The sequence below is a fragment of the Pseudomonas sp. NY15372 genome, from assembly GCF_048068215.1.
In the GTDB taxonomy this organism is placed as follows: domain Bacteria; phylum Pseudomonadota; class Gammaproteobacteria; order Pseudomonadales; family Pseudomonadaceae; genus Aquipseudomonas; species Aquipseudomonas guariconensis_A.
The window spans coordinates 164,157-190,366 of record NZ_JBLUPY010000006.1 but is presented as its reverse complement, the minus strand read 5'-3'; the positions used below and the strand labels follow the sequence as shown (position 1 = coordinate 190,366).

Here is a 26,210-nt window from a genome sequence, read left to right as displayed (position 1 = left end):
CTCACCTCAGTACAGGCATTCGACGGCCATGGCCGTGGCCTCGCCACCGCCGATGCAGATGGCCGCGATGCCACGGCGCAGGTTGTTCTGGCGCAGGGCAGACAGCAGGGTTACCAGGATCCGTGCGCCAGATGCGCCGATAGGGTGGCCCAGGGCACACGCCCCGCCATGGATGTTGACCTTCTCGTGGGGCAGGTCCAGGTGCTTCATGGCTGCCAGGGTGACCACGGCGAAGGCTTCATTGATCTCGAACAGGTCCACCTCGGGCAGGCTCCAGCCGGTGCGCTTGAGCAGCTTGTCGATGGCCCCGATCGGCGCGGTGGGGAACAGCGACGGCGTATCGGCGAAGGCCGCATGGCCGTGGATCACCGCCAGGGGCTTGAGGCCACGCTTTTCGGCTTCGCTGCGACGCATCAGCACCAACGCGGCGGCGCCGTCGGAGATGGAGCTGGCGTTGGCAGCGGTTACCGTGCCGCCTTCGCGGAACGCCGGTCGCAGCTGCGAGATCTTGTCCAGGCGCGCCTTGGGCGGCTGTTCATCGTCACGAATGACCCGTGTCTCCCTGCCCTCGGTGACTTCCACCGGCACGATCTCTGCGGCGAAACGGCCGCTCTTGATGGCCTCTTGGGCGCGGGTCAGCGAGGCGATGGCGAATTGGTCCTGGGCCTCGCGGCTGAAACCATTGGCCTGGGCGCAGTCCTCGGCGAAGGTGCCCATCAGGCGCCCTTTGTCGTAGGCGTCCTCCAGGCCGTCCATGAACATATGGTCGATGATCTTGCCGTGACCCATCCGGTAGCCACCGCGAGCCTTGTCCAGCAGGTACGGGGCGTTGGTCATGCTTTCCATGCCGCCGGCCACCACCACCTCGGCGCTGCCGGCCAGCAGCAGATCATGGGCCATGATCGCAGCCTGCATGCCCGAGCCGCACATCTTGTTCAAGGTGGTGCAGGTGGTGTGCTTGTCCAGGCCTGCACCCAGGGCGGCCTGGCGGGCCGGGGCCTGGCCGAGGCCCGCCGGCAGTACGCAGCCGAACAGCACCTGCTCGACGCTGTCGCTGGCGATGCCAGCGCGCTCGACCGCCGCTCGGATGGCGGTGGCGCCCAACTGGGGCGCGGTCAGGCTCTTGAGGTCGCCCTGCAGGCCGCCCATGGGCGTGCGCACGGCACTGACGATGACGATCGGATCGTTGGCGAGAGTCATGTGCGGTTCTCCTTACTTGGCAGCCATGCGCAGGGCACCGTCGAGGCGAATCACCTCGCCGTTGAGCATGCTGTTCTCGATAATGTGGCGGGCCAATGCGGCGTACTCCTGCGGGCGACCCAGACGCGGCGGGAACGGCACGCCGGCGGCCAGCGAATCGCGGACCTCTTGGGTCATGCCGGCCATCATGGGCGTTTCGAAGATGCCGGGGGCGATGGTCATCACGCGAATGCCGAAGCGTGCCAGTTCACGGGCCGCCGGCAAGGTCAGGCTGGCGATGGCGCCCTTGGACGCCGCATAGGCGGCCTGGCCGATCTGGCCGTCGTAGGCGGCAATCGAGGCGGTGTTGATGATCACGCCACGCTCGCCGCCTTCGTCCGCCTGCCCCTCGGCCATGGCCGCGGCGGCCAGGCGCAGCAGGTTGAAGCTGCCGACCAGGTTGACGTTGATGACCTTGGCGAAACTGGCCAGCCCATGGGGGCCTTGTTTGCCCAGGACCTTTTCAGCACCGACGATGCCGGCGCAGTTGACCAGCCCGTGCAAGCTGCCGAAGGCGCTGACAGCGGCTTCCACCGCTGCCTGGGCGGCCTGTTCATCGCTGATGTCGGCCACGGCGAAGCGGGCCTGCTCGCCCAGCTCACGGGCCTTGGCCGCGACCGCCTCGGCATTGAGGTCGACCAGCATGACCTTGGCGCCAGCCTCGACCAGCATCTGCGCGGTGGCAGCACCAAGCCCGGAAGCGGCGCCGCTGACGATGAAGTGTTTGTTGGCTATCTGCATGGTGTTGTTCCTTCAGGCGCTGGCGCGAGTGGCCAGCGCAGCGTGTTGTAGGGCGATTTCCTGGTTGCGCAGGATGAAGCGTTGCAGCTTGCCGCTTGGGGTCTTGGGCAGTTCGCTGACGAATTCGATTTCCCGCGGGTAGGCGTGGGCATAGAGGCGCTGGCGTACATGCTGGCGCAGGGCGTCTTCAAGTGCGGCATTGCCTTCGAAGCCCTTGGCCAGCACCACGAAGGCCTTGATCAGTTCGGTACGCTCGGGGTCGGGCTTGCCGATTACGGCGGCCTCGATCACGGCCGGGTGCTCGATCAGCGCGCTTTCCACATCGAACGGCCCTACCCGGTAGCCGGACGTGGTGATCACGTCGTCGCTGCGCCCGACGAAGCTGATGCTGCCATCGGTGTTGAGCTCGACCGTGTCTCCGCTCAGGTAGTACTTGCCGATGAAGGCCTTGGTCGGCAGGCCGTGGTAGCCACCGAACCAGCACAATGGCGACTGCTCACGATCGACTGCCAGGATTCCCGGCTGCCCGGCCGGCAGTTCGTTGCCCTGTTCGTCCAGTACCACGATGCGGTGGCCGGGGATAGCGAAGCCCGCCGAGCCGGGGTGCACCGGATGCGTCAGGGCGTGGTGATTGCACAGCACCATGCCCAGCTCGGTTTGGCCGTAGTGGTCGTGAATGGTCACGTCCAGCTCGTCGGCGAACCAGCGGATCACTTCCGGGTTGAGCGGCTCACCGGCGCTGCTCACGACGCGCAAGCGGCCCTTGATCGGTGCCGAGAAGTCGCTGCCGGCAGCGATCAGCAGGCGATAGGCCGTGGGCGAGCCGGCCAGGTTGCTGATGCGGTGCTTGTCGATGATCCGCGCACAGCTTTCGACGCTGAACGGTCCATCGTAGAAGGTGGTGGCATGCCCCAGGGCCAGCGGGCCGGTGACGGCGTAATACAGGCCGTAGGCCCAACCCGGATCGGCCAGGTTCCAGAAGTTGTCCTCCGGTTGCAGGCCGATGGCATCGCGCATGTAGCCTTTGAAGGCGACGATCGCTCGCAGCGGTACCTCCAGCGGCTTGGCAGGCCCTGTGGTACCCGAGGTGAACATCAGCAGGAAGGGATCGTCGCCGGTGCGCAGCACGGGCTCGCGCTCACCGGGCGCGGCATTCAAGGCGGTATGGAAATCCAGTTCGCCGGGCGTCGCCCCCACGGTGATGATGGTGGGGCAACCCGGCACCTCGTCCAGCTTGGCCCGATTGCCACGGTCGGTGACCACGACACGGGCATGGGATTGTGCGAGGCGGTGTTCGATGGCCTTGGGGCCGAAGGCGGTGAACAGTGGCTGGTAGACAGAGCCCAGGCGCCAGGTGGCCAGGACCGTGACCAACAGCTCAGGCGTACGCGGCATCAGACCGGCGACCCGATCACCGGCACCGACACCCAGACCTTCGAGGACATTGGCCAAGCGCGCAGCCAGCGCCTGCAACTGCTCGAAGCTGTAGTGTGCACCGTTACCGTCGCGATCTTCCCAGACCAGGGCGGTCCGATTGCCACCGACATGGCGGTCGCAACATTCGACACAAGCATTCATCGCATCGAGATTGCCTTGCAGCGCCTCCTCGACGGCCCGGCCGTAATCGAACGAACGGGCGGCTTCGGCGTAGTCACGCATCGTCAGACTCCTGGTTGTTTTTGTTGGAGTGCACCATTTGTCTGAGATGTTCGCGCCCGCCACCCAGGCCGGCAATGGCCAAAACTGTCAATCACGATGACCGGTTTGGCCGCAGGGCCGTTGTATCTGTGGAAGCAACTATCTTGAGTTGCTGCCCAGGCCCTATCGCTGGCAAGCCAGCCCCCATAGAACAACGCATAACTATTTGATTTTGCGGCCTTGTGGGAGCGGGCTTGCCCCGCGATTGGGCCGGGCCGGAATCACCGTCGCCTGGCAAGGGCTTCGCCCTTAATCGCGGGACAAGCCCGCTCCCACAGGAGGGCGGCGCTAGCCGCTTATTCTCTGTGGGAGCCGGCTTGCCAGCGACGGGACGCTACGGCAATGGCTTGGCGTCGCAGGCGCCGATCAGTTCGCGATAATGCCCTGGGTTGCAACCGAACCACTTGCGAAACGCCTTGTAGAACGAACTGCTGTCGGCGAAACCCAGGCGCTCGGCGATGGTCGCCAGGCCCACCTCGCAGTCGGCCAGCCATGCGATCGCCAGCTGGCGCCGCACACTGTCCTTGAGCCCCTGGTAGGTCTGCCCCTCGTCGGCCAGGCGGCGGCGCAGGGTCGAGGCGGACAGGCACAGCTGGCGTGCCAGCGCTTCGGCGTCGGGCCAGCCGGCCGGGTCCAGGGCCAGCAGGTCGTGGCGGATGCGCCGGGCCAGGCTGGCCGGGTCGCGGTACTTGACCAGGATATTGCCCGGCGCTTCGGCCAGGAACCGTTGCAGTTCCTCAGGCGTACGGCGCAGGGGCACGTCCAGGCAATCGGCGGCGAAGATCATGCGGGTGCGCGGACGGTCGAACTGCAGGTTCTCCGAGAACATTACCCGGTAATCGTCACAGAACGGCGGCTCGGCGCACCGCAGGTCGATGGCCAGGATCGGGATGCGCCGCCCGGCCAGCCAGCAGGCCACGCCGTGCACGATCATCCAGAAGGTGAAATAGGTAAAGGCGCGCCGGGGTTCGTCACGGGGCTCGTAGATGACGATCTCGGCCAGGCTCTGCTGGCGCACCAGGCTCGGTTGCAGGTCTTCGAGCATCAGCGAGAGGAACGCCAAGGCCGTGTCCAGGGCCACGCCCAAGGTCGGCTGCGCCATGCTCGCCCGACACAGGAAGGCCAGGCTCCCGGTGCGCAGGCCACGCGGGTCCATGGCGAAGAATTCGTCGTTGCAGCGCCGGGCCAGCAGACGCCAGAGCCGGGCGTAGGCTTCGGCAGTGACCCGGGCGTCGGGTTGTTCGAGCTCGCAGGCATCGATACCAGCGCGGGCCAGCAGGGGCGCATCGGGCTGGCCGGCCGGGCACGTCTGCAGCAGCGCTTCGCGCACCAGCTGCATGGAAATGGTGTCTTTGTCGCTCATTGGCCGTCTAGCGCCCGTGTCTTCTCAGCCACCGATCTTACCAGTGCGGCCCTCATCGCGGGGCAAGCCGACACGTATTGCATCGTCCTCAAGAACAGTGATGTGCCTGTGGGAGCGGGCTTGCCCCGCGATGAGGGCCGCCTCCTCAACAGAGACTCACCGCCAACCCCAGGAACGCCTGGATCAACCGCAGCTCACGGCGTCGCTCCAGGCAACCGATCATGTGCCGGTTCACCAGCCCCTCGCCACTCAACGGTCGCGCCACCACCCGCGGGTCATGCGCCACCTCCATCGACGACACAATGCCGATGCCAAGCTCTGCTGCCACCGCCTCGGTGACCGCCTCGCGGCTGTCCAGCTCCAGCAATACTCGCGGCTGCACCTTGGCCTCGGCGCAGGCCTGGTCGAAGGTACGCCGGGTAATGGAGCTGGGTTCGCGCAGCACCATGATCTGCCGGTCCAGCTCCGCCAGGGGCAGGTCGCCCTCGCCCGCCGCCCAGGGGTGGCCGACCGGCAGCAATGCGCACAAGCGCGACTCGCCCAGGCTCTGCAGATACAGCCCCTTACGCGGCTCGACCTCGGTCAGCACCGCCACGTCGGCATGCTCGGAGACCAGCGCCGCCAAGGTTTCCTGGGCGTTGCCCAGGCGCAGGTTGACGGTGATGCCCGGGTAGCGCGCCCTCAGCACGCCCAACATCGGCATGACCCGATGGGGCCCATCCGCCGCCACTTCCAGGCGCCCGGTCAGCAGCTGCCGGTTGGCCTCGAGCATGGCCTGGGCTTCCTCGGCCAGGCTGAACATCGCCCGGGTGATGGCCGCCAGGCGTGTGCCCTCCTCGGTCAGTTCCACCCGCCGCGCGGTACGTCGCAACAACGTGATCTGGTAGTGCTCTTCAAGGGCCTTCACATGCCCGGTCACCGCCGGCTGGCTGATGAACAAGCGCTCTGCGGCACGGGTGAAGCTGCCTTCACGGGCCACCGCATCGAAGGCGCGTAGCTGGAACAAGTTCATATCTATCGGCCTGACTTATGGCTGGCATAACAACAAACAATTTGATTGATGGAGCAGCAAATTGCAACTTAGGCCCCGTAGTTTCAGCCCACCGCTTGTGAGGAATAACGGAATGAGCAACGCCCCGATCCTGCTGACCCCTGGCCCACTGACCACCTCTTCCCGCACCCGCCAAGCCATGCTGGTGGACTGGGGCTCCTGGGACCGCGACTTCAATCAACTGACCGCCAGCCTGTGCGAACAACTGCTGGCCATCGTCAACGGCAACGCCACCCACCACTGCGTGCCCCTGCAAGGCAGCGGCACCTTCGCCGTGGAAGCGGCCATCGGCACCCTGGTCCCCCGCGATGGCAAGGTGTTGGTGCTGATCAACGGCGCCTACGGCCAGCGCCTGGCGAAGATCTGCAAGGTCCTGGGCCGCGCCTACAGCACCTTCGAAACGGCCGAAGACCAGCCGACCACCGCTGCCGATGTCGACCGCCTGCTGGCTGCCGACCCCGCCGTCACCCACGTGGCGCTGATCCACTGCGAAACCAGCACCGGCATCCTCAACCCGCTGCCTGAGATCGCCCAGGTGGTCAAACGCCACGGCAAGCGCCTGGTCATCGATGCCATGAGCTCCTTCGGTGCCCTGCCGATCGATGCCAGCGAAGTGCCGTTCGAAGCCTTGATCGCTGCCTCCGGCAAATGCCTGGAAGGTGTGCCGGGCATGGGCTTCGTCTTCGCCGAGAAAAACGCCCTGGCGGCCGCCGAAGGCAACAGCCATTCCCTGGCGATGGACCTGCACGACCAGCAGGCATACATGGCCAAGACCGGCCAGTGGCGCTTCACCCCGCCGACCCACGTGGTCGCCGCCCTGCACGAAGCCCTGGTGCAGTACAACGAAGAAGGCGGCCTGCCGGCTCGCCATCAGCGCTACGCAGACAACTGCAAGACCCTGCTCGACGGCATGGCCAAGCTCGGCCTGCGCAGCTTCCTGCCCGCCGAGATCCAAGCACCGATCATCGTCACCTTCCACGCCCCGCGTGACGCCCGTTACCAGTTCAAGGACTTCTACGAGCGCGTGAAGGCCAAAGGCTTCATCCTCTACCCAGGCAAGCTGACCCAGGTGGAAACCTTCCGCGTCGGCTGCATCGGCGTGGTGGGAGCCGACGGTATGCAAGCTGCCGTCGATGCCGTGGCCCAGGTGCTGCGGGAAATGGAAGTGCTGGACATCTGATTCGACAAACCGCCCCAATTTCCAGGAAATCGTGCAATGAACTACAGCAACCCCACCCAGCTGCAAGCCGCCATCCTCGACTGGGCCGGCACCGTGGTCGACTTCGGTTCCTTCGCCCCGACCCAGATCTTCGTCGAAGCCTTCGCCGAGTTCGACGTCCAGGTGTCCATCGAAGAAGCCCGTGGCCCGATGGGCATGGGCAAGTGGGACCACATCCGCACCCTGTGCGATGTGCCTGAAATCGCCGAGCGCTACCGCAAGGTGTTCGGCCGTACCCCGACCGACGATGATGTCACTGCCATCTACGAACGCTTCATGCCGCTGCAGATCGAGAAGATCGCCGTGCATTCGGCGCTGATCCCCGGCGCTCTGGACACCCTCACGGGCCTGCGCAAGGACGGCCTGAAGATCGGCTCCTGCTCCGGCTACCCGAAAGTGGTGATGGACAAGGTGGTGGAGCTGGCCAAGCAGAACGGCTATGTCGCCGACCATGTGGTGGCCACCGACGAAACCCCCAATGGCCGCCCATGGCCGGCCCAGGCCCTGGCCAACGTGATCGCCCTGGGCATCGACGATGTGGCGGCTTGCGTGAAGGTCGACGACACCGTGCCAGGCATCCTCGAAGGCCGTCGCGCCGGCATGTGGACCGTCGCCCTGGTGTGCTCGGGCAACGCCCTGGGCCTGACCTGGGAAGGCTACCGCGCCCTGAGCGCGGAGAAGCTGGAAAGCGAGCGCAAGCGCATCCACGCGATGTTCGAAAGCTCGCGCCCGCACTACCTGATCGACACCATCAACGAGCTGCCCGAGGTCATCGCCGACATCAACCGTCGCCTGGCCAAGGGCGAGATGCCGCAAGCGTCGTAAGGCTAGCCTATCAGGGCCGCTCGGCGGCCCCGATCAGGTCAAACGGCCCGGTTGAGCTTCACCCATGCCGCGAACTTGTCGATGAACGCCTGCAGGAACGGCCGGGTCTTGTCATTGAGCTTGCCCGATTCCTCGAACAGGCTCGCCGCCCCGCCGATGTATGCCTCGGGCATCTGCATGCAGGGCATGTCCAGGAATACCAGCGACTGGCGCACGCTGTGGTTGGCACCAAAGCCGCCGATGGCACCGGGTGAGACGCTCACCACCGCCGCCGGCTTGCCGCTCCAGGCGCTCTGGCCATACGGCCGAGAGCCCACATCGATGGCGTTCTTAAGGCAGCCCGGCACCGAACGGTTGTACTCAGGCGTTACGAACAGCACCGCGTCGCTGCGGCGGATCTCGTCGCGAAAACGCGTCCAGGTCTCTGGTGCGCCATCGGCCTCGACATCTTCGTTGTACAGCGGCAGGTCGCCGATCTCGACGATCTTCAGGGCAAGGCTGGACGGTGCCAGCTCTCCGAGGGCCCGGGCCACCTTGCGATTGTAGGACTGCTTGCGCAAGCTGCCGACGACGACCGCTACCGAATAGACCTGGCTCATGGTGTTTGCAACCTCTGCTGGCTAGGGAAAGTTGTAGTTATAGATGACCGCACCCTGCCACCAGAGTTTTTTTGCCATCAGCAGAAAACTTCCAGCCGTCTGCACGGGTCTATGCCTGCAGATATTTCCCAAAAATTTCAGAGGTTTTCTCGCAAATGGCAGCAATACTGGTCGGCCAATTCCACGCACGTGACGCCGAAGGCCGTATCTATCCCGTGCATGAGTACCAGGAATCCACCCTCCAGGCCGACGGCAGCAGCCTCGGTGCGCCGATCGTGACCTACCGCTTGCCTGTCGGCGACCGCGTCCGCCACCTGGGCGAGGACCGCTTCGAGCTCGCCCATAGCGGCGTCGAGCTCATCCGCATTCCTTGACGCAATCGACCGTATAGACACGCCCCTGGCCATGATCTTCGCTCTGCAGGCCATGGACATCGGCGACGAAGCCAGGGAAGCCGCTGTCGAAGGCCCGGGCGAAGGCCAGGTAGTCGATGATCGAACGCGTGGCCTCGGTGAAGCGCTCGCCGGGCATGATCAACGGTATGCCAGGTGGGTATGGCACCAGCATCACAGCGGCCACCCGCCCCAGTAAGGCCTCGATCGGCACCGCCTCCACCTCCCCGCGCACCATCCGGTCATAGGCCTGGGCCGGGGTCATGGCCATTTCCGGCAAGCAGGTGAACAGGCGCTTGAGCTGCTTGGCCGTGGCGTTGGCCCGGTAGCAGCCGTGCAGTTGGTCGCACAGGTCGCGCAGCCCCAGCCCCTGGTAACGTGACGGGGCGACCACCATCACGCTCGGCAGGCATTGGCCCAGGGCGGTGTTGCCATCGTAGTGGCGCTTGAATTCGAGCAGTTCGGTGAGCAAGGTGCTCCACTTGCCCTTGGTGATGCCCATCGAGAACAGTACCAGGAAGCTGTACAGGCCGGTCTTCTCCACCACCAGCCCCCGTTCCCAGAGGAACTTGCCCACCACTGCCGCCGGGATACCGTGCGCGTCCAAGGCACCGCCCACCGTCAGCCCCGGCATCACCAGGGTGACTTTCAATGGGTCGAGCAGCATGTAGTCCTGCTCCACCTCGCCGAAACCGTGCCACTCGGCGCCTGGCTGCAGCAACCAATCCTGGGCTGCCAGGCCCTGGGCACCGTCGGTCGCTGGCGGCTGCCAAATGCTGAACCACCAGTCATCGGCGGCGATGTGTTCGCGCAGATTGGCCAAGGCCCGCCGAAAGCTCAGTGCCTCGTCGAACATTTCCTGCAGCAGCGAGGTGCCGGCCGACCCCTCCATCATGGTCGAGGCGACGTCCAGCGAGGCCAGGATGCTGTACTGCGGCGACGTAGAGATATGCATCATGAAGGCTTCGTTGAAGCGGTCACGGTCCAACTGCCGCAGACTGCCGTCCTGCACGTGGATCATCGAGGCCTGGCTGAACGCCGCCAACAGCTTGTGCGTGGAATGGGTGCTGAACAGCAGCGGGCTGTCTTCACCACGCGGGGTGCCCATGGCGTAGCGGTTGGCGAAGAATTCGTGAAACGCGGCATAAGCGAACCAGGCCTCGTCGAAATGCAGGACTTCGACCCGAGTACCCAGTACCTGCTTGATCAACCCGGCGTGGTAGCACAGCCCGTCATAGGTCGAGTTGGTCACCACGGCCAGGCGGATGCGCGACGTGCGCCCCCGGGCCAGTGGGTTGGCGTCGATCTTCGCCTGGATCGATGCCGGGCTGAACTCGCTCAGCGGGATCGGCCCGATAATGCCCAGTTCGTTGCGCTCCGGGCACAGGTAGAGCGGGATGGCGCCGGTCATGATGATCGCGTGCACCACCGACTTGTGGCAGTTGCGATCCACCAGCACCAGGTCGTCACGACCGACCATCGCATGCCAGACGATCTTGTTGGCGGTGGAGGTGCCGTTGATCACGAAGAAGGTATGGTCGGCGCCGAAGTTGCGCGCGGCCCTGGCTTCGGCCTCGGCCAGAGGGCCGGTGTGGTCGAGCAGCGAGCCAAGTTCAGGCACCGATACCGACAGGTCCGAGCGTAGGGTGTTTTCCCCGAAGAACTGGTGGAATGCCTGGCCTACCGGGCTCTTGCGGTAGGCCACGCCGCCGCCGTGGCCGGGGGTATGCCAGGAATAGTTGGATTGCGCGGTGTGCTGCACCAGCGCCTTGAAGAACGGTGGCAGCAGGCCGTCCAGGTAGTTGTGCGCAGCGCGGGCCACCTGGCGGGCGAGAAAAGGTACGGTGTCTTCGAACAGGTAGAGGATGCCGCGCAGCTGGTTGAGCTCGCTCATGGTCTCGGCGGGGGCATTCTCCAGCGTCACCTGTTCACCGAGGGCGAAGATGGGCAGGTTCGGTGCGCGCTGGCGGGCCAGGCGGATCAGCTCTGCCATGTTCTGCAGCAAGCGGGTGTCTTCACCGACGCCTTCGGCGGCGATCAGCATGCACGCCAGGCCATGGTGGGTGGCGGCCACCAAGCGGGCCTCGGCCTGGTCGGCTGCCGCGAGGATGGCGAAACCGTCCTGGGCCAGCTCATCGGCGATACCGCGCACCCGCTCGCCGGCGACGCTGTCGGCCTTGATGGCGCGGTGGACGATGAGTATGGGGAATTTCAGGTCCTTGTACATGGCGCGGTACTACCTCCGAAGGACGAGTCCGTTCCTTCAGGGTAGACGGGTTGGGAATCTGGAGCGGGCTCGTTCCGCGATTAGGCCGGGCCCGGTATCACCGTCGCCTGGCAAGGGCTTGGCCCTCGATCGCGGGACAAGCCCACCAGGCCTGCGCTGTTTTCAGAGACGCCGCCGTATCTGTGGGAGATTACCCAGCCCTTTGGGCTGCGCTGTCGCGCAGAGAACAAGCGGCTAGCGCCGCCCCCTGTGGGAGCGGCGGTGCGGCGGTCCGACTTGTCCCGCGATCAAGGGCGAAGCCCTTGCCAGGCGACGGTGATATCCGGCCCGGCCCAATCGCGGGACAAGCCCGCTCCCACAAAGCCCGCAAAATCAAATAGTTATGCGTTGTTCTATGAGAGCTGGCTTGCCAGCGATAGGACCGGGGCAAGCAACTCAAGACAGTTGGCTCCCACAGGGGGGCTTGTTCTCTGCGCGACAGCGCAGCCCGGAAGGGCTGGGTGATTTCCCACAAGAGTGCGATTGCCCAGCTCATCCCGCGTGATGCAGCCCCCGCAAGGTCATCACCCCCGCCAGCGGCCAATCCCCTTCGAGCTCCGCCAGGCTGGCCGTACTCATGGGCGCCGGGTGCTGGCCATGGCCATGCTCCAGCATACTCACCAGGTTACCCACCAACGGTTGATGGCTCACCAGCAGCACGTGCTCCAGGCCCAGCTTGTCCAGCTCGCCGATCACCTCGCCGGCATCGCTGTCGGGGGTCAGCCAGGGCACGGTACGCACCGACCCGGCGAACCCGAGCGCCTCGTATACCAGCGCCGCCGTCTGTTGGGCCCGCACGTAGGGGCTGGCGATGATCGCATCCAGTGGTTGGCCCAGCAGCCGTGCGGCACTGCGCATGACCTGCTCGCGCCCGTGGGCAGTCAGACGCCGCTCGGCATCGGTGTTGGCCCGCGGCTCGGCCTCGCCATGACGCAGCACCCAGAGCTTCACAGCTTGGGCTCCTCGTCACGCGCCGGGTGGGCGGCCGCGGCTACTTCATGGGGCTGCTCGCCTTCCGGGGCGCGAGGCGTCGGCCAGTCGGCGAACGGCCAAGGCTTCTGGTCGCTGTGGAAGGTGCCGAAGCGGCCGATCTGCGCCAGGTACTGGCTGAGGCTGTCGCCGAAGTTCATCAGGCTGCCGCTGGGCGCGCCATAGACCAGGCGGTAGATCAGCTGCACCAGCACCAGGCCGCCCAGCAGGAGCTGCGCCACGTGCCAGACCAGCAGGAACACCAGCATCCACAGTACCCGCAGGATGATCGATTCGCGCTCGGCGCGGTTTACAGGGTCGTTCATGGATTGGCTCCGGGGTCAGTTGAAACCGCTGATGGAAATGAAATCGACATCGGTCTTGGGTTCGGCGCGCATCAAGTGCTCGATCACCTGGTTCAGCGTGCGCCCTTCGAACAGGATCGCATGCAGCCCCGCCACCAGCGGCATGTACACCTGTACCTCCTGGGCCTTGGCCTTGAGCACCTTGAGGGTGTTGACGCCTTCGGCCACCTCGCCCAGGCGGCTGACCGCCTGCTCCAGGCTCAGGCCCTGGCCCAGGGCATGGCCGACTTGGTAGTTGCGGCTCTTGGGCGAGGAACAGGTGACGATCAGATCACCCACCCCGGCCAGGCCCAGGAAGGTCATGGGGTTGGCCCCCAGGCTCACGGCGAAACGGGTCATCTCGGCCAACGCTCGGGTGATCAACATGCTCTTGGTGTTCTCGCCCATGCCCAGGGCCACGGCCATGCCCGCGATGATCGCATAGACGTTCTTCAGTGCCCCGCCCAGCTCTACACCGAAGCGGTCGGCGCTGGCATAGACACGGAAGGTGCGCCCGTGCAGCACGGCCTGCACCTGCTGGCAGAGGGCTTCGTCCTCGCTCGCTACCACAGTGGCGGTCAGGGCGTGCTCGGCAATCTCACGTGCCAGGTTCGGCCCCGAGAGCACACCGATACGGGCCTGGGGGGCGATTTCCTCGAGGATCTGGCTCATCAGCTTGAAGCTTTGCGCCTCGATGCCCTTGGTCAGGCTCACCAGGCCCTTGCCGCGCAGCAGCTCGGCATGGGGCGCCAGCACGCTGCGCAGGGCGCTGGACGGCAGGGCGACGAAGATCAGGTCACAGGCCTGCAGCGTGGCCAGCAGGTCATTGACCGGCTCGACCCCATCATGCACGCGGATGCCCTTGAGATAGCGCGGATTCTCGCGATTGACGCGCATGGCCTCGGCCTGTTCCGGGTCGCGCATCCATTGGCGCACCGGCACGCCGTTCTCCGCCAGCAGGTTCGCCACGGCGGTGCCGAAGCTGCCGCCTCCCAGAACTGCAACAGGTTGCTGTTCAGTCATATCCAATCCGTTAAAGCCAATAAGTTAAGTGGCGACCGGGGCATTATACGGTGCGTATGCGACAGGGCCAGTGTCAGAGCTGTCGCAAACAAGACATGGAGGACACAGACCACTGGCAAAACCCAAACGGTCGGTTAACATGCCTGTTTCATTCCCGAAACAAGGCCGTACCGTGTTCCCTGGCACGCCACCCTTCCCGCGCCTGTTGTTGCTGACTGCCCTCGTGGGCGGCCCGGCCGTGGCCGACGACATGTTCCTCGACAACCAGGATTTGCCTCAGGTTCTGACCGCAACCCGTCTCAAACAATCCCCGGCGGCCGTACCGGGCAGCATGACGGTGCTCGACGCCGAGCTGATCCGCGCCAGCGGCGCGCGCGATATCCCGGAACTGATGCGCCTGGTGCCCGGCATGATGGTCGGCTATGGTGCCGGCAACCAGCCGACGGTCAACTACCATGGCAGCAATGTCAGCGACGCCCGGCGCATGCAGGTGCTGATCGATGGCCGCTCGGTGTACCGCGCGGGCCTGGCCACGGTAGATTGGAGCGACATTCCGCTGGCCATCGAGGACATCGAGCGTATCGAGGTGTTCCGCGGCCCCAACACGGTCAGCTATGGCGCCAACGCCTTGATGGCGGTGGTCAACATCCTCACCCGCAACCCAGCCGACAGCCATGGCACCCGGCTGAAGGTGACCCGTGGCCAGGATGGCATCAACGATTTCTATGCAAGCCAGGGCTTTGGCTGGGAAGGCGGCGACATGCGCCTGTCGCTGTCCGGCATGCAGGATGACGGCTTCGATTCGGACCAGTTCGGCAACGACTACCGTGACAGCCGCCGCCTGAACCGCTTCAACCTCAGTGCCAGCCACAACCTGGCCCTGAACCAGACCTTGGAATGGCAGCTGGCGGCCAAGGAAGGCAGCAACCAGCGGCCGTACACCTACCAGCCGGTGTTTATAGATGCACCGCCAGGTAACGACGCGGACGTAAGCGCCAAGGATTACGCTGGATCCGTACGCTGGAACATCGACTTCAATCCCGAGCACAGCTTCTACGTCCAGACGTCGGCGCAGCACTTCGAACGCAAGCAGGTCTGGCGCGCCTGTGATGCAGCGCTTGCTTTCAGTCCGGAAATGACCCGTCTGTGGCAGCTGGATCCGAATTTTGCCGAAGGTGTTGCACGCAACATAAGGAGTCCAGAACACCTCCCGTCGACCAACGATCCTGTGCTTCAGGGCCTGCTTACAGAAGTTAAACGACAATGGGCTGACGGTGCCAATGACGGTGCCAATAAAACCGTCTGCGGTGACGTCGACCAAAGCACCCGCGAGAGCCGCTTCGACCTGGAGATCCAGGACACCCTGAGCCTGAGCGACAACCTTCGTCTGCTCAGCGGCATGAACTACCGTTACGACCGGGCCGACTCGCAGACTTATTTCAACGGTAGCCTGGACGACCAGACCTGGCGTCTGTTCGGCCAGCTGGAGTGGCGCGCGAACGAACACTGGATCGTCCAGGGCGGTTTAATGTTCGAGGATTCCCGACTTTCCGGCAGTTCGCTGACGCCGCGCATGGCCGTCAACTATCTGATCACGCCGCGCCACGGGTTGCGCGCGGTGTACTCCGAGGCCGTGCGCTCGCCGGACATGTTCGAGAACAACGTCAACTGGAGCTACACCGTCGACAACCTTAGCTCCAATGTCTACGGCTTCAAGAGCGGCGAATACTTCGTCAAGACCCGCGGCCCGGGCAACCTCGACCAGGAGCGCATGCGCTCGCGCGAGCTGGGCTACAACGGCAACTTCAGCGACATCGACTTGAGCATGGACGTGAAGCTGTTCTACGACGAGATCACCGGAATGATCAGCGAGCCGTTGCGCAACAACCAGTACATCGCCAGCAATGCCAACAAGGCCCGCTTCAGTGGTAGCGAGGCCCAGCTGGACTGGCGCCCCACCCTGCACGACCGCTTGCGCCTGACCTACGCCTACGTCGATGCCTGGGCCAGCAACCCCAACGATCGTCGCCTCAGCGCGCGCAACAGTGGCTCGGCCGGCTGGATGCGTGACTGGGGCGAAGGCTGGTCCAGCGCCCTCTTCTACTACGGCGACGATGCTCTCAACGGCTATCGCTACGAGCGCATGGACCTGCGCCTGGCCAAGCGCTTTCGCTTCCAGGGCACCAGCCTGGAACTGGCAGCCCTGTGGCAACAACGCCTTGACGACGAGCCGGTCACCCTCGAACAGAACCGCTATGACAGCCGCCACCGCCTGAGTGTCAGCGCGGAGCTCGAGTTCTGATGCGCCTGTTGCTGCGCCTGCTGCTGTTATGCCTCTGGCCGCTGGGAACGGTATCGGCCAGCGAAGTGCTGCTGGTCGGTGCCAGTGACCAACCGGGCGTCCGCAGCTTCGTCAGCGCCCTGCAAGCCCATCGCCCCCAGGACCAGGTACGCTTCAAGGCCGTGGCTGACCTGCCCCGGCCCGGGCAGTTGAAGGCCGACGTGCGCCTGGTGCTGCTCGATGTCGCCGCTCTGGAATGGCGCCTGGGCGAGGCGGCAGGGCCGCCTGCCCTGGCCCTACGGGTCAGTCGTGTACAGGCCGAACAACGCCTGGGAAAGTCACGACCGGCATACCTGTGCCTGCTCTGGAGCGACCCGCCGCCTGCCCGCCAGCTGCGCCTGGTTCGCTACCTGCTGCCGCAAGCCCGGCGGGTTGGCGTGCTGTATGGCGAACACAGCCGCTTCCTGCTCGATGAGCTGCGCCTGGCCGCCCGCCCGCTGGGCCTGGAGATCGTCGCCCAGGACTGGCCGGACCCGCGTGACAGCAGGCCCTTGCAACGCCTGCTCGGCAACAGCGACGTACTGCTGGGGATCGACGACCCAGACCTGTACAACTCCAAGACCGCCAAGAATGTCCTGCTCAGCACCTACGGTCGGCAGATGGCGCTGGTAGGCCCCAACGCCGGCTTTGTCCGCGCTGGCGCCCTGGCCAGCACTTTCAGCGACCAGGACGACTGGCTGGCCGTGCTCGACCAGTTGCTCGACCGCCCACCGGCCAGCTGGCCGCGCAGCCACTACCCTGCGCACTATGGGGTGACCGGCAATCAGCAGGTAGCCCGCGCCCTGGGCCTGGAGCCGATCGACGCCGAGGCCGCGGCCGTGGTACTGGCCGAAGGAGAGCCCATGCCATGAGCAATCGCCGGAGCTGGGACATCCATACCCGTACACAGATGATCAGCCTGGGCCCCGCCCTGCTGCTCACCTTGCTGTTGATCAGCTTCTTCACCTTCGTGCGTATCCAGGACTTACGCCAGGAGCTCAACCATACCGGGCAACTGATCGCCAACCAGCTGGCGCCGGCCTCTGAATACGGCGTGATCTCCGGCAACAACGAGGTGCTGGAGAGCCTCATGCGGGCTACGTTGAGCATTCCCCACGTACGCTTCCTGGAGGTGCAGGACAGCCGCAACCATATCCTGGTGTACGTCGAGCAGAACAGCGAGAACATCAACCGAGCCCAGCGCGTGGAAGTGTTCCAGGCGCCGATCCGCCTGCAGCAGATCCGCCTGGACAACGACTTCCTGCAAGAAGGCAACACGCCCGTGCCGAGCGTCGGCGACGACTATCTGGGCCGCGTCATCGTCGGCATGTCCGACGACGCCTTCAGCCAGCGCCAACAGGAAATCGTCACCAAGGCCGGCATCCTGGCCTTGTTCGCCCTGCTGTTCACCTTCCTCCTCGCGCGGCGCCTGGCCATGAGCCTGGCCAAGCCGATCAGCGACATGGGGCATGCGGTCAAGGCCATCCAGAAAGGTGAGTTCAACGTGCCCCTGCCGGTGGTCGACGACAGCGAGCTGGGCCACCTGGCCCGCCATATCAATAACCTGGCCAGTGCCCTGGACCAGGCCAGCGCCGAACAGAAGCAAGCGATCGCCCAGCTGACCCAGGCCCGCGAGGAGGCCGAGCAGGCCAACCGGGCCAAGTCGGATTTCCTGGCGATGATGAGCCACGAACTGCGCACGCCCATGAATGGCGTGCTGGGCATGCTGCAACTGCTCGAGACCACCCAGCTGACCAGCGAGCAAGCCGACTACACCGCAGTGGCCAGCGAGTCCACCGGCCACCTGCTCAAGGTGATCAACGACATCCTCGACTTCTCGCGCATCGAGCGCACCGCCGTGGAGCTGGAGCAGATAGGCTTCAACATCGGCGAGCTGGTCGCCAATTGCGTCCAGTCGTTCCAGCACAGCGCTCAGCAACGCGGGCTGGACCTGCGCCTGCAGTTGCTGCCGGGAATCGACCAGTTGCAGGTCAGCGGTGACCCGACCCGGATCCGCCAGATCCTGCTGAACCTGATCGGCAACGCCTTGAAGTTCACCGAACAGGGCCAGGTCGAAGTGGACGCCCGCTGGCACATGCTCGACCCGCAGCTGGTATGGTTCACCTGTGCGGTGCGCGACACCGGCATCGGTATCGACAGCGACCGCCTGGAAATGATGTTCGTAGCGTTCCAGCAGGCCGACAGCTCGATTTCCCGGCGCTATGGCGGTACTGGTCTGGGCCTGGCGATCGCCCGCACCCTGGCCGAACGCATGGGCGGGCAACTGCGCGGCGAGAGCCGCGAGGGCCTGGGCTCGACCTTCACCCTGGAAATCCCCCTGCCCCTGGCCTCGCCCGCGGCAGCGCCGCCCAGCACCAGCGCGGACCGCCAGGCACCGCTGCAGGGCGGGCGCATCCTGCTGGTGGAGGACAACCCGGTCAACCAGAGCGTCATCGATGCCATGCTGCGCAGCCTGGGCTTCGACGTCAGCATCGCCAGCGATGGCGCCCAGGCCGTCGAACAGGTGGCACAGCAGCCTTTCGCCGCCGTCCTGATGGACTGCCGCCTGCCCATGATGGACGGCTACGAGGCCACCCGGCGCATTCGTCGGCTGCCGAATACCGCACAGCTGCCGATCATCGCCCTCACCGCCAACGCGCTGCAGGGCGACCGCGAACGGTGCCTGGCAGCGGGCATGAACGACTACCTGAGCAAGCCGTTCAAACGCACGGAATTGCAGCAGGTGCTGCAACACTGGTTGTCTGGCCGGACAGCCGCCACTGGCGATTAGCGCGCAAATGCGTCAGTCTAGGGGAAATGTTGGCTTGGGCGAGACTCATTCGGTGTCATGGAGGGGGTCGCCCCAGCGACGCAAGCATCGGAATTCGCGCCCTGGCCACTAGACAGGACCTGCCCAGGCCCTGAAAATAAGCGTTTCAGTGCACACCTGTACTTCTTTTGCCAGGTGCGCTGTGACTTTCACCACAACGCAATAGTCTACTTGTAGGCTGCCGCCCCGGACTCAACGCATGCCGGGCCGGCCGGGAAGATTCAGCCCCAGCCGCACGGGGATTATTGAGGAGCTCGCATGACCAAACAAAACGCCTTTACTCGGGAAGATTTGCTGCGCTGCAGTCGCGGTGAGCTGTTCGGCCCAGGTAATGCGCAACTGCCCGCCCCGAACATGCTGATGGTCGATCGCATCACCCATATCAGCGCCGAAGGCGGCAAGTATGGCAAGGGTGAGTTGGTCGCCGAGCTGGATATCAATCCGGACCTGTGGTTCTTCGCTTGCCACTTCGAAGGCGATCCGGTCATGCCGGGCTGCCTGGGTCTGGATGCCATGTGGCAGCTGGTTGGCTTCTTCCTTGGCTGGCAGGGCCTGCCGGGCCGTGGCCGCGCCCTGGGCTCGGGCGAGGTGAAATTCTTCGGCCAGGTGCTGCCGTCGGCCCAGAAGGTCACCTACAACATTCACATCAAGCGCGTCCTGAAGGGCAAGCTGAACATGGCCATCGCCGATGGCTCGGTCAGCGTCGACGGTCGCGAGATCTACACCGCCGAAGGCCTGCGGGTCGGCGTGTTCACCTCCACTGACAATTTCTAAGGGTTATTCGCATGCGCCGCGTCGTTATCACTGGTCTGGGCATCGTATCGTGCCTGGGCAATGACAAAGCTACCGTCACCGAAAACCTGCGCAACAGCCGTCCGGGTATCCGTTACAACCCGGAATACAAGGAAATGGGGCTGCGTAGCCAGGTTTCCGGTTCCATCGACCTCAACCTCGAAGAGCTGATCGACCGCAAGGTCTATCGCTTCGTCGGCCATGCCGCTGCTTATGCCTACCTGGCGATGCAGGACGCGATCAAGGATGCCGGCCTGACCGAGGAGCAAGTCTCCAACCCGCGTACCGGCCTGGTCGCAGGTTCCGGCGGTGCCTCCACCCTGAACCAGATGGAAGCCCTGGACACCCTGCGCGAGAAAGGCGTCAAGCGTGTCGGCCCGTATCGCGTCACCCGTACCATGGGCAGCACCGTGTCGGCGTGCCTGGCCACCCCGTTCAAGATCAAGGGCATCAACTACTCGATCTCGTCGGCCTGCGCCACTTCGGCACACTGCATCGGCACCGCCCTGGAGCAGATCCAGTGGGGCAAGCAGGACATCGTCTTCGCCGGTGGCGGTGAAGAAGAGCACTGGAGCCAGTCGTTCCTGTTCGATGCCATGGGCGCCCTGTCGACCAAGCGCAACGAAACCCCGGAACTGGCTTCGCGCGCCTACGACGCCGACCGTGATGGCTTCGTCATCGCCGGCGGTGGCGGCATGGTGGTGGTCGAGGAGCTCGAACACGCCCTGGCCCGTGGCGCCAAGATCTACGCCGAAATCGTTGGCTACGGCGCGACGTCCGACGGCTACGACATGGTTGCCCCGAGCGGCGAAGGCGCGATCCGCTGCATGCAGCAGGCGCTGTCCACCGTCGACACCCCGATCGACTACCTCAACACCCACGGCACCTCCACCCCGGTCGGCGACGTCGCCGAGATCAAGGGCGTGCGTGAAGTGTTCGGCGACAAGGCACCGAAGATCAGCTCGACCAAGAGCCTGTCGGGCCACTCGCTGGGCGCCGCAGGCGTACACGAGGCGATCTACTGCCTGCTGATGATGGAAAACAACTTCATCGCCGGCTCCGCCAACATCGACGAGCTGGACCCGGAGGTCGCCGACCTTCCGATCCTGCGCAAGACCGAAGAAAACGCCAAGATCGATACGGTCATGAGCAACAGCTTCGGCTTCGGCGGCACCAACGCTACCCTGGTGCTCAAGCGCTGGACTGGCAAGTAACAGCCTGACGCAGCCGTAACGAAAACGCCCCGACTGGTTCGGGGCGTTTTCATTTGTGCGTCTGGAGATTGCCGGGGGCTGCTTTGCAGCCCCAGAGCCGCGATATGCAAGGACGCTACCTTGGCCCACCAGGCAATACGCCGAGAAAGTTCTCCCGCGCCACCTTACGGGCCACCTCGGCAGGCAACGCATCGAGGAACGGATCGAAGCCGTGCATCTGCTCACCGATGCTGGAGAAACGCCCCACCACGTCGGAGCCGAGCATGAAGCGCTCAGGGAAGCGCTCGACCAGCGCCAGCCATGCTTTGCGCGGCTTGCCGTGTTCATCGAGCAGGTAGGGCTCGCGCATGCTCCAGGACAAGTCGATGTACAGGTTCGGGTAGGTCTCCAGCAGCCGCGTGACCACAGGCAGGAGGAACTTCATCTGTGTCTGGTGCCGGTGGATTTCCATGCTGGTGCCAGCATGGGCCCAGATGAAGCGGGTATGCGGATGGTCACGCAGTGGCTGCTCGATCTCGGCCAGGTAGAGCGGGTTGCGTTCGCGCTTGGAGGTGATGTTGGAGTGCATCAGCACCGGCAGGTCCTGCTCGGCGGCCAGATGATAGATGCGTGTCATGGCCTCGTTGTTGGCCCGCGGGGTATCGCCGCTGGTCAAGGCGGTGAGGTCGTCGTGGCGGGTGAACACTTCGCCGATGCCCTGCCATAGACCTGGATACAGCTCGAGCATTCGTTCGACATGGTGCACGGCATTCTTGTCCACCGGGTTGAAGCCACTGATGAACGGGTGAAAGCGCCGCCGCTGCTCGGGCGGCAGTTTTTCCAGCGCCGCGGCCACATAGAGGTCGGTGGCGCTGTACCAGTAGGCTTCGGCGTCGTCGCCTGCGTAGTAGCGGGGACGCTTGGGCTCGTCCTCATGCCACTTCTTGGCCACCGGAATGCCGGAAATCATCGACTGGTCGATACCTGCCGCATCCATTGCCTGGAGCAATGCCGGCATGCCTTCGCTTTCCTGGAAGAAATCGACGTAGTGCAGGTGAGCGTCGCTGTAGCGGTAATCGCGAGCCTGCGCCGCCAGGCACAATCCTCCCGACAACAGCAAGCAGGTCAGCGCTCTGGCAATCATGGGCAGTGTCCTTTTCAGGGGTACGAAAACAGTAGACCAACAGCTAAGCCAGACGGTTCAGCGCTGCGCCCCGACCCGCTATGCTAGAGGCACCTGTTGCCTGCCTGGAGCCCCGCCATGAGCCGCCCCCTGGTCATCCACCCCCGCGCCGAATCGGTCGAAGGCCAGCCCATCCTGCGTCCGCTGCCGTCGGCTCAATGCCGTAGCGTCGGGCCATTCGTGTTCTTCGACCATATGCTGGAAACAGACTACGCACCCGGCAGCGGCATGGACATCCGCCAACACCCGCATATCGGCCTGTCGACCCTGACCTACCTGTTCGAAGGCGAAATCCTGCACAAGGACAGCCTGGGCTCCGAACAGCGTGTATTGCCCGGTGACGTGAGCTGGATGACCGCAGGCAGTGGCGTCGCCCATGTCGAACGCACGCCAGCGGATGCCTTCGCCGACGGCTCGCGCCTGCACGGTTTGCAGGTGTGGCTGGCTTCGCCCAGGGAACATGAGCAAGGGCCTGCGAGTTATAGCCACCACCCGGGAGCCAGTCTGCCGGTGAGCGACAGTTTGGGCGTGCGTATCTGCATGATTGCCGGCGAAGGCTTTTGCCTGCAGTCCCCCGTACCGGTGCTCTCCCCTACCCTGTATGCCCTCGTGCAAATGCAGGCGGCGACCACGCTGACAGTCCCCACCGAACATGCCCAGCGCGCCTTGTACGTGCTCGATGGCGAACTGTTGCTGAATGAAGACGAAGTCGAGCCCTGCAATCTGCTGGTGCTGCCGGAAGGCGAAGAAGTGACGCTGTACGCACAAGGCGAATGCCAGCTGGTGTTGATCGGCGGCGCGCCGCTGGATGGGCCGCGGCGGATGAACTGGAACTTCGTGGCCAGTGACCCGGAATTGATCGAGCAGGCCAGAGCCAGGTGGGCTGCGGGGGATTGGCCCACGGTGCCGGGGGAAACGTCACGCATCGAATTGCCGCGCTAAGGCGCGATATCGAGTCGCCTTCATCGCGGGACAAGCCCGCTCCCACCCGGCCTGCGCTGTTTTCAGAGACACCGCCGTACCTGTGGGAGCTGGCTTGCCAGCGATAGGACCGGGGCAAGCAACTCAAGACAGTTGGCTCCCACAGGGGGGGCGGCGCTAGCCGCTTGTTCTCTGCGCGACAGCGCAGCCCGAAGGGCTGGGCAATCTCCCACAAAGGCGCCGCTGCACCCAATCTGTGGAAGCGGGCTTGTCTCGCGATGCAGGCAATGCGCTACTTCTGGAACACTTCATCCAGCAAGTTGAACATTGCTCGGAACGCCCGCTCGGACGTGCGCCGGTCGTACTGCATCTTGCCCGGCACGTTGGCCGCAGGGTCGGTGAACGAGTGCACCGCACCGCCGTAGCTCAGCAACTGCCAGTCCACCTTGGCCGCGTTCATCTCGTCCTCGAAGGCCGGCAACTGCTCCTTGGGCACCAGCGGGTCGGATGCACCATGCAGCACCAACACCGAGCCCTTGATGCGCTTGGCATCGGCCGGGTTCGGCGTGTCCAGGGTGCCGTGGAACGACACCGTCGCCTGCAAATCGGCACCAGTGCGGGCCAGCTCCAGGGCACAGCAACCGCCGAAGCAGAAGCCGAAGGTGGCGACCTTGCCCGGCTCCAGCAAGGCCTTGGATTGCCCCAGCAACTGCGCCAAGGCTTCTTCCATACGCTTGCGCAGCTCGGCGCGGTCGTTCTTGAGCGGCATCATCGCCGCCCCGGCCTCGTCGGCATTGGAGGGCCGCAGCGACTGCCCGTACAGGTCGGCAATCAGCACCACGTAGCCCTGGCTGGCGACTTCCTTGGCGATCCGCTCAGCGCCCTCGCCAATGCCCATCCAGTTCGGCGCCATCAACAGGCCCGGCTGCGGCAATGCGCCCGGGGCATAGACCAGGCGGCTCTCGTAGGCCTTGCCGGACAGGTGGTAGACCAGCGACTCGACGATTACCTTGCTCATCAAACTCCTCCTTGCACCATGAAAAAAACCCTCCGAAGCGTAACGGCAGCCAGTTAAGCAATTGGGGCCGCTACGCGCCCCATCGCGGGACAAGCCCGCTCCTACAGGGACCTCGCCATTGGTAATGGTTTGCATGATCCTGTAGGAGCGGGCCTGTGCCGCGATGGGCTGCATAGCAGCCCCAATGACGCCCTAATCAGCTTGACTGACTGGCACTACGCCTAAGCGGGCGTTCCTTGCATCAACTCAAGCAGACAACTCGACCAGCAGCTTGTTCAGGCGACGAACGTAGGCCGCCGGGTCCTTCAGGCTGTCACCGGCCGCCAGGGCCGCCTGGTCGAACAGGATGTGCGACAGTTCCGCGAAGCGGTCCTCGCTCTGTTCGTTGTCCAGCTTCTCGATCAGCGGGTGACCCGGGTTGAACTCGAAGATCGGCTTGGATTCCGGCACCTTCTGGCCGCTGGCCTCGAGGATCTGGCGCATCTGCAGGCCCAGGTCCTGCTCACCGATGGCCAGGATCGCCGGCGAGTCGGTCAGGCGGTGCGAGACGCGTACCTCGGCGACGCTATCGCCCAGAGCGGTCTTCAGGCGCTCGACCAGGCCTTCCTTCTCCTTGGCGACTTCTTCCTGGGCCTTCTTGTCTTCCTCGGAATCCAGGGCACCCAGGTCCAGGTCGCCACGGGCGACGTCGACGAAGGCCTTGCCATCGAACTCGTTGAGGTAGCTCATCAGCCACTCGTCGATGCGGTCGGTCAGCAGCAGCACTTCGATGCCTTTCTTGCGGAAGACTTCCAGGTGCGGGCTGTTCTTGACCTGGGCATAGGACTCGCCGGTCAGGTAGTAGATCTTGTCCTGACCTTCCTTGGCGCGGGCCAGGTAGTCGGCCAGGGCCACGTTCTGCTCGCCGCTGTCCTCGGAGGTCGAGGCGAAGCGCAACAGGCCTGCGATCTTTTCCTTGTTGGCGAAGTCTTCGGCCGGGCCTTCCTTCATCACCTGGCCGAAGTTCTTCCAGAAGCCCTTGTACTGCTCCGGCTCGTTCTTGGCCAGCTTCTCCAGCATGTCCAGCACGCGCTTGGTCAGGGCCGATTTCATCGAGTCGATGATCGGGTCCTTCTGCAGGATCTCGCGGGAAACGTTCAGCGACAGGTCATTGGAGTCGACCACACCCTTGATGAAGCGCAGGTACAGCGGCAGGAACGATTCGGCCTGATCCATGATGAACACGCGCTGCACGTACAGCTTCAGGCCGCGTGGTGCTTCGCGCTGGTACAGGTCGAACGGCGCACGGGCCGGCACGTACAGCAGCGAGTTGTATTCGAGCTTGCCTTCGACCTTGTTGTGGCTCCAGGCCAGCGGGTTCTCGAAGTCATGGCCGATGTGCTTGTAGAACTCCTGGTATTCCTCGTCCTTGATCTCGGTACGCGGACGGGTCCACAGGGCGCTGGCGCGGTTGACGGTTTCCCATTCTTCGGCTGGCTGCTCTTCGCCTTCGGCGGCGGCCTGCTCCTTGGGCAGCTGGATCGGCAGGGCAATGTGGTCGGAATACTTCTTGACCACGTTGCGCAGGCGCCAGCCGTCGGCGAACTCTTCCTCGCCCTTCTTCAGGTGCAGGACGATGCGGGTGCCACGCTGGGGTTTGTCCACGGTGGCGACTTCGAATTCGCCCTCGCCCTTGGACGACCAGTGCACGCCCTCGGCCGCCGGCAGGCCGGCGCGCCGACTGAAGACATCGACCTTGTCGGCGACGATGAACGCCGAATAGAAGCCGACGCCGAACTGGCCGATCAGGTGCGAATCCTTCTTCTGGTCACCGGTCAGGTTCTTCATGAAGTCAGCAGTGCCGGACTTGGCGATGGTGCCCAGGTGGGTGATCACGTCCTCGCGGCTCATGCCGATGCCGTTGTCCTCGAGGGTCACGGTGCCGGCGTTCTTGTCGAAGCTCACGCGGATCTTCAAGTCGGCGTCACCCTCGAGCAGCTCAGGCTTGGCCAGGGCCTCGAAACGCAGCTTGTCGGCGGCGTCGGAGGCGTTGGAGATCAGCTCACGCAGGAAGATCTCCTTGTTCGAGTACAGCGAATGGATCATGAGGTGCAGCAGCTGCTTCACCTCGGTCTGGAAGCCCAGGGTTTCCTTTTGAGTTTCCACACTCATGGTCTTCAACACTCCGATCTGATGGCAGTGGTCGCCGGGCGCCTATGTAGGCTGCCTTTTGGCGGCGGATGTC

At 64.5% G+C, this 26,210-nt stretch carries 22 protein-coding genes; 9 read left to right on the top strand and 13 right to left on the bottom strand.

Translation table 11 applies throughout. From position 1 onward, the window contains the following. Positions 1-6: 6 nt before the first annotated feature. The 5 genes from ACNFG0_RS07465 to ACNFG0_RS07445 all read right to left on the bottom strand — a co-directional run bounded on the left by ACNFG0_RS07465 (position 7) and on the right by ACNFG0_RS07445 (position 6,053). Complete coding sequence (locus ACNFG0_RS07465; RefSeq protein WP_196146745.1) at positions 7-1,200, bottom strand: acetyl-CoA C-acyltransferase; 1,194 nt, start codon at positions 1,198-1,200, stop codon at positions 7-9. A 12-nt stretch (positions 1,201-1,212) separates the two neighbouring features. Then, on the bottom strand, positions 1,213-1,980 hold the full coding sequence (locus ACNFG0_RS07460; protein ID WP_416764376.1) for an SDR family NAD(P)-dependent oxidoreductase: 768 nt from the start codon (positions 1,978-1,980) through the stop codon (positions 1,213-1,215). 12 nt (positions 1,981-1,992) lie between these two features. Then, entirely contained in the window at positions 1,993-3,639 is a 1,647-nt protein-coding gene (locus ACNFG0_RS07455; protein WP_416764375.1) for an AMP-binding protein, read from the bottom strand. 373 nt (positions 3,640-4,012) lie between these two features. Beyond that, complete coding sequence (locus tag ACNFG0_RS07450; protein WP_416764374.1) at positions 4,013-5,041, bottom strand: AraC family transcriptional regulator; 1,029 nt, start codon at positions 5,039-5,041, stop codon at positions 4,013-4,015. A gap of 145 nt (positions 5,042-5,186) precedes the next feature. Beyond that, positions 5,187-6,053, bottom strand: a complete 867-nt coding sequence (locus ACNFG0_RS07445; RefSeq protein ID WP_416764373.1) for a LysR substrate-binding domain-containing protein — start codon at positions 6,051-6,053, stop codon at positions 5,187-5,189. Positions 6,054-6,165: 112 nt separating this feature from the next. Here ACNFG0_RS07445 and ACNFG0_RS07440 point away from each other — a divergent pair, with 112 nt between their 5' ends. Continuing rightward, complete coding sequence (locus ACNFG0_RS07440) at positions 6,166-7,272, top strand: 2-aminoethylphosphonate--pyruvate transaminase (RefSeq protein ID WP_196146750.1); 1,107 nt, start codon at positions 6,166-6,168, stop codon at positions 7,270-7,272. A gap of 36 nt (positions 7,273-7,308) precedes the next feature. After that, a complete protein-coding gene (gene phnX, locus ACNFG0_RS07435; RefSeq protein WP_043214125.1) occupies positions 7,309-8,136 on the top strand; it encodes a phosphonoacetaldehyde hydrolase in 828 nt (275 codons plus the stop codon). 38 nt (positions 8,137-8,174) lie between these two features. On the opposite strand, the gene ACNFG0_RS07430 is transcribed toward phnX, so the two are convergent. Further along, on the bottom strand, positions 8,175-8,735 hold the full coding sequence (locus ACNFG0_RS07430) for an NADPH-dependent FMN reductase (RefSeq protein WP_196146751.1): 561 nt from the start codon (positions 8,733-8,735) through the stop codon (positions 8,175-8,177). Between the two features lie 155 nt (positions 8,736-8,890). On the opposite strand from ACNFG0_RS07430, the gene ACNFG0_RS07425 reads away from it, so the two are divergent. Continuing rightward, a complete protein-coding gene (locus ACNFG0_RS07425) occupies positions 8,891-9,109 on the top strand; it encodes a hypothetical protein (protein ID WP_084854710.1) in 219 nt (72 codons plus the stop codon). Here ACNFG0_RS07425 and ACNFG0_RS07420 read toward each other — a convergent pair. The 4 genes from ACNFG0_RS07420 to ACNFG0_RS07405 form a co-directional block, all read right to left on the bottom strand. Beyond that, a complete protein-coding gene (locus ACNFG0_RS07420) occupies positions 9,093-11,354 on the bottom strand; it encodes an Orn/Lys/Arg decarboxylase N-terminal domain-containing protein (protein WP_416764372.1) in 2,262 nt (753 codons plus the stop codon). The two genes, ACNFG0_RS07425 and ACNFG0_RS07420, sit on opposite strands and share 17 nt — an antisense overlap. Positions 11,355-11,885: 531 nt before the next feature. Next, positions 11,886-12,344, bottom strand: a complete 459-nt coding sequence (gene sixA / locus ACNFG0_RS07415) for a phosphohistidine phosphatase SixA (protein WP_416764371.1) — start codon at positions 12,342-12,344, stop codon at positions 11,886-11,888. Beyond that, positions 12,341-12,688, bottom strand: coding sequence for a DUF4389 domain-containing protein (locus ACNFG0_RS07410; RefSeq protein WP_196155551.1), 348 nt, complete (start codon positions 12,686-12,688; stop codon positions 12,341-12,343). The genes sixA and ACNFG0_RS07410 overlap by 4 nt, the downstream gene beginning before the upstream one ends. Positions 12,689-12,703: 15 nt before the next feature. Then, the gene (locus ACNFG0_RS07405) at positions 12,704-13,729 is read right to left on the bottom strand and encodes an NAD(P)H-dependent glycerol-3-phosphate dehydrogenase (RefSeq protein WP_196144729.1); all 1,026 of its coding nucleotides are present in this window, start codon (positions 13,727-13,729) and stop codon (positions 12,704-12,706) included. A gap of 139 nt (positions 13,730-13,868) precedes the next feature. On the opposite strand from ACNFG0_RS07405, the gene ACNFG0_RS07400 reads away from it, so the two are divergent. The 5 genes from ACNFG0_RS07400 to fabB all read left to right on the top strand — a co-directional run bounded on the left by ACNFG0_RS07400 (position 13,869) and on the right by fabB (position 20,885). Continuing rightward, complete coding sequence (locus ACNFG0_RS07400) at positions 13,869-16,031, top strand: TonB-dependent receptor plug domain-containing protein (protein ID WP_416764370.1); 2,163 nt, start codon at positions 13,869-13,871, stop codon at positions 16,029-16,031. Beyond that, positions 16,031-16,921, top strand: a complete 891-nt coding sequence (locus tag ACNFG0_RS07395) for an ABC transporter substrate-binding protein (RefSeq protein WP_196155550.1) — start codon at positions 16,031-16,033, stop codon at positions 16,919-16,921. The genes ACNFG0_RS07400 and ACNFG0_RS07395 overlap by 1 nt, the downstream gene beginning before the upstream one ends. Continuing rightward, positions 16,918-18,840 (top strand): response regulator, encoded by a 1,923-nt coding sequence (locus ACNFG0_RS07390; RefSeq protein WP_416764369.1) that lies wholly within the window; start codon positions 16,918-16,920, stop codon positions 18,838-18,840. Before ACNFG0_RS07395 ends, ACNFG0_RS07390 begins: the two co-directional genes overlap by 4 nt. A gap of 297 nt (positions 18,841-19,137) precedes the next feature. Further along, entirely contained in the window at positions 19,138-19,653 is a 516-nt protein-coding gene (fabA, locus tag ACNFG0_RS07385) for a 3-hydroxyacyl-[acyl-carrier-protein] dehydratase FabA (protein ID WP_043211383.1), read from the top strand. A gap of 11 nt (positions 19,654-19,664) precedes the next feature. Next, the gene (gene fabB, locus ACNFG0_RS07380) at positions 19,665-20,885 is read left to right on the top strand and encodes a beta-ketoacyl-ACP synthase I (protein WP_084854676.1); all 1,221 of its coding nucleotides are present in this window, start codon (positions 19,665-19,667) and stop codon (positions 20,883-20,885) included. 115 nt (positions 20,886-21,000) lie between these two features. On the opposite strand, the gene ACNFG0_RS07375 is transcribed toward fabB, so the two are convergent. After that, on the bottom strand, positions 21,001-22,008 hold the full coding sequence (locus tag ACNFG0_RS07375; RefSeq protein ID WP_416764368.1) for an amidohydrolase family protein: 1,008 nt from the start codon (positions 22,006-22,008) through the stop codon (positions 21,001-21,003). Positions 22,009-22,125: 117 nt separating this feature from the next. On the opposite strand from ACNFG0_RS07375, the gene ACNFG0_RS07370 reads away from it, so the two are divergent. Further along, a complete protein-coding gene (locus ACNFG0_RS07370) occupies positions 22,126-22,989 on the top strand; it encodes a pirin family protein (RefSeq protein ID WP_416764367.1) in 864 nt (287 codons plus the stop codon). A gap of 271 nt (positions 22,990-23,260) precedes the next feature. Here ACNFG0_RS07370 and ACNFG0_RS07365 read toward each other — a convergent pair whose 3' ends face one another. Together ACNFG0_RS07365 and htpG are read right to left on the bottom strand one after the other, a co-directional pair. Further along, entirely contained in the window at positions 23,261-23,986 is a 726-nt protein-coding gene (locus ACNFG0_RS07365) for a dienelactone hydrolase family protein (RefSeq protein ID WP_196144735.1), read from the bottom strand. A gap of 246 nt (positions 23,987-24,232) precedes the next feature. Beyond that, complete coding sequence (htpG, locus tag ACNFG0_RS07360) at positions 24,233-26,137, bottom strand: molecular chaperone HtpG (RefSeq protein WP_196166696.1); 1,905 nt, start codon at positions 26,135-26,137, stop codon at positions 24,233-24,235. Positions 26,138-26,210: the final 73 nt, after the last annotated feature.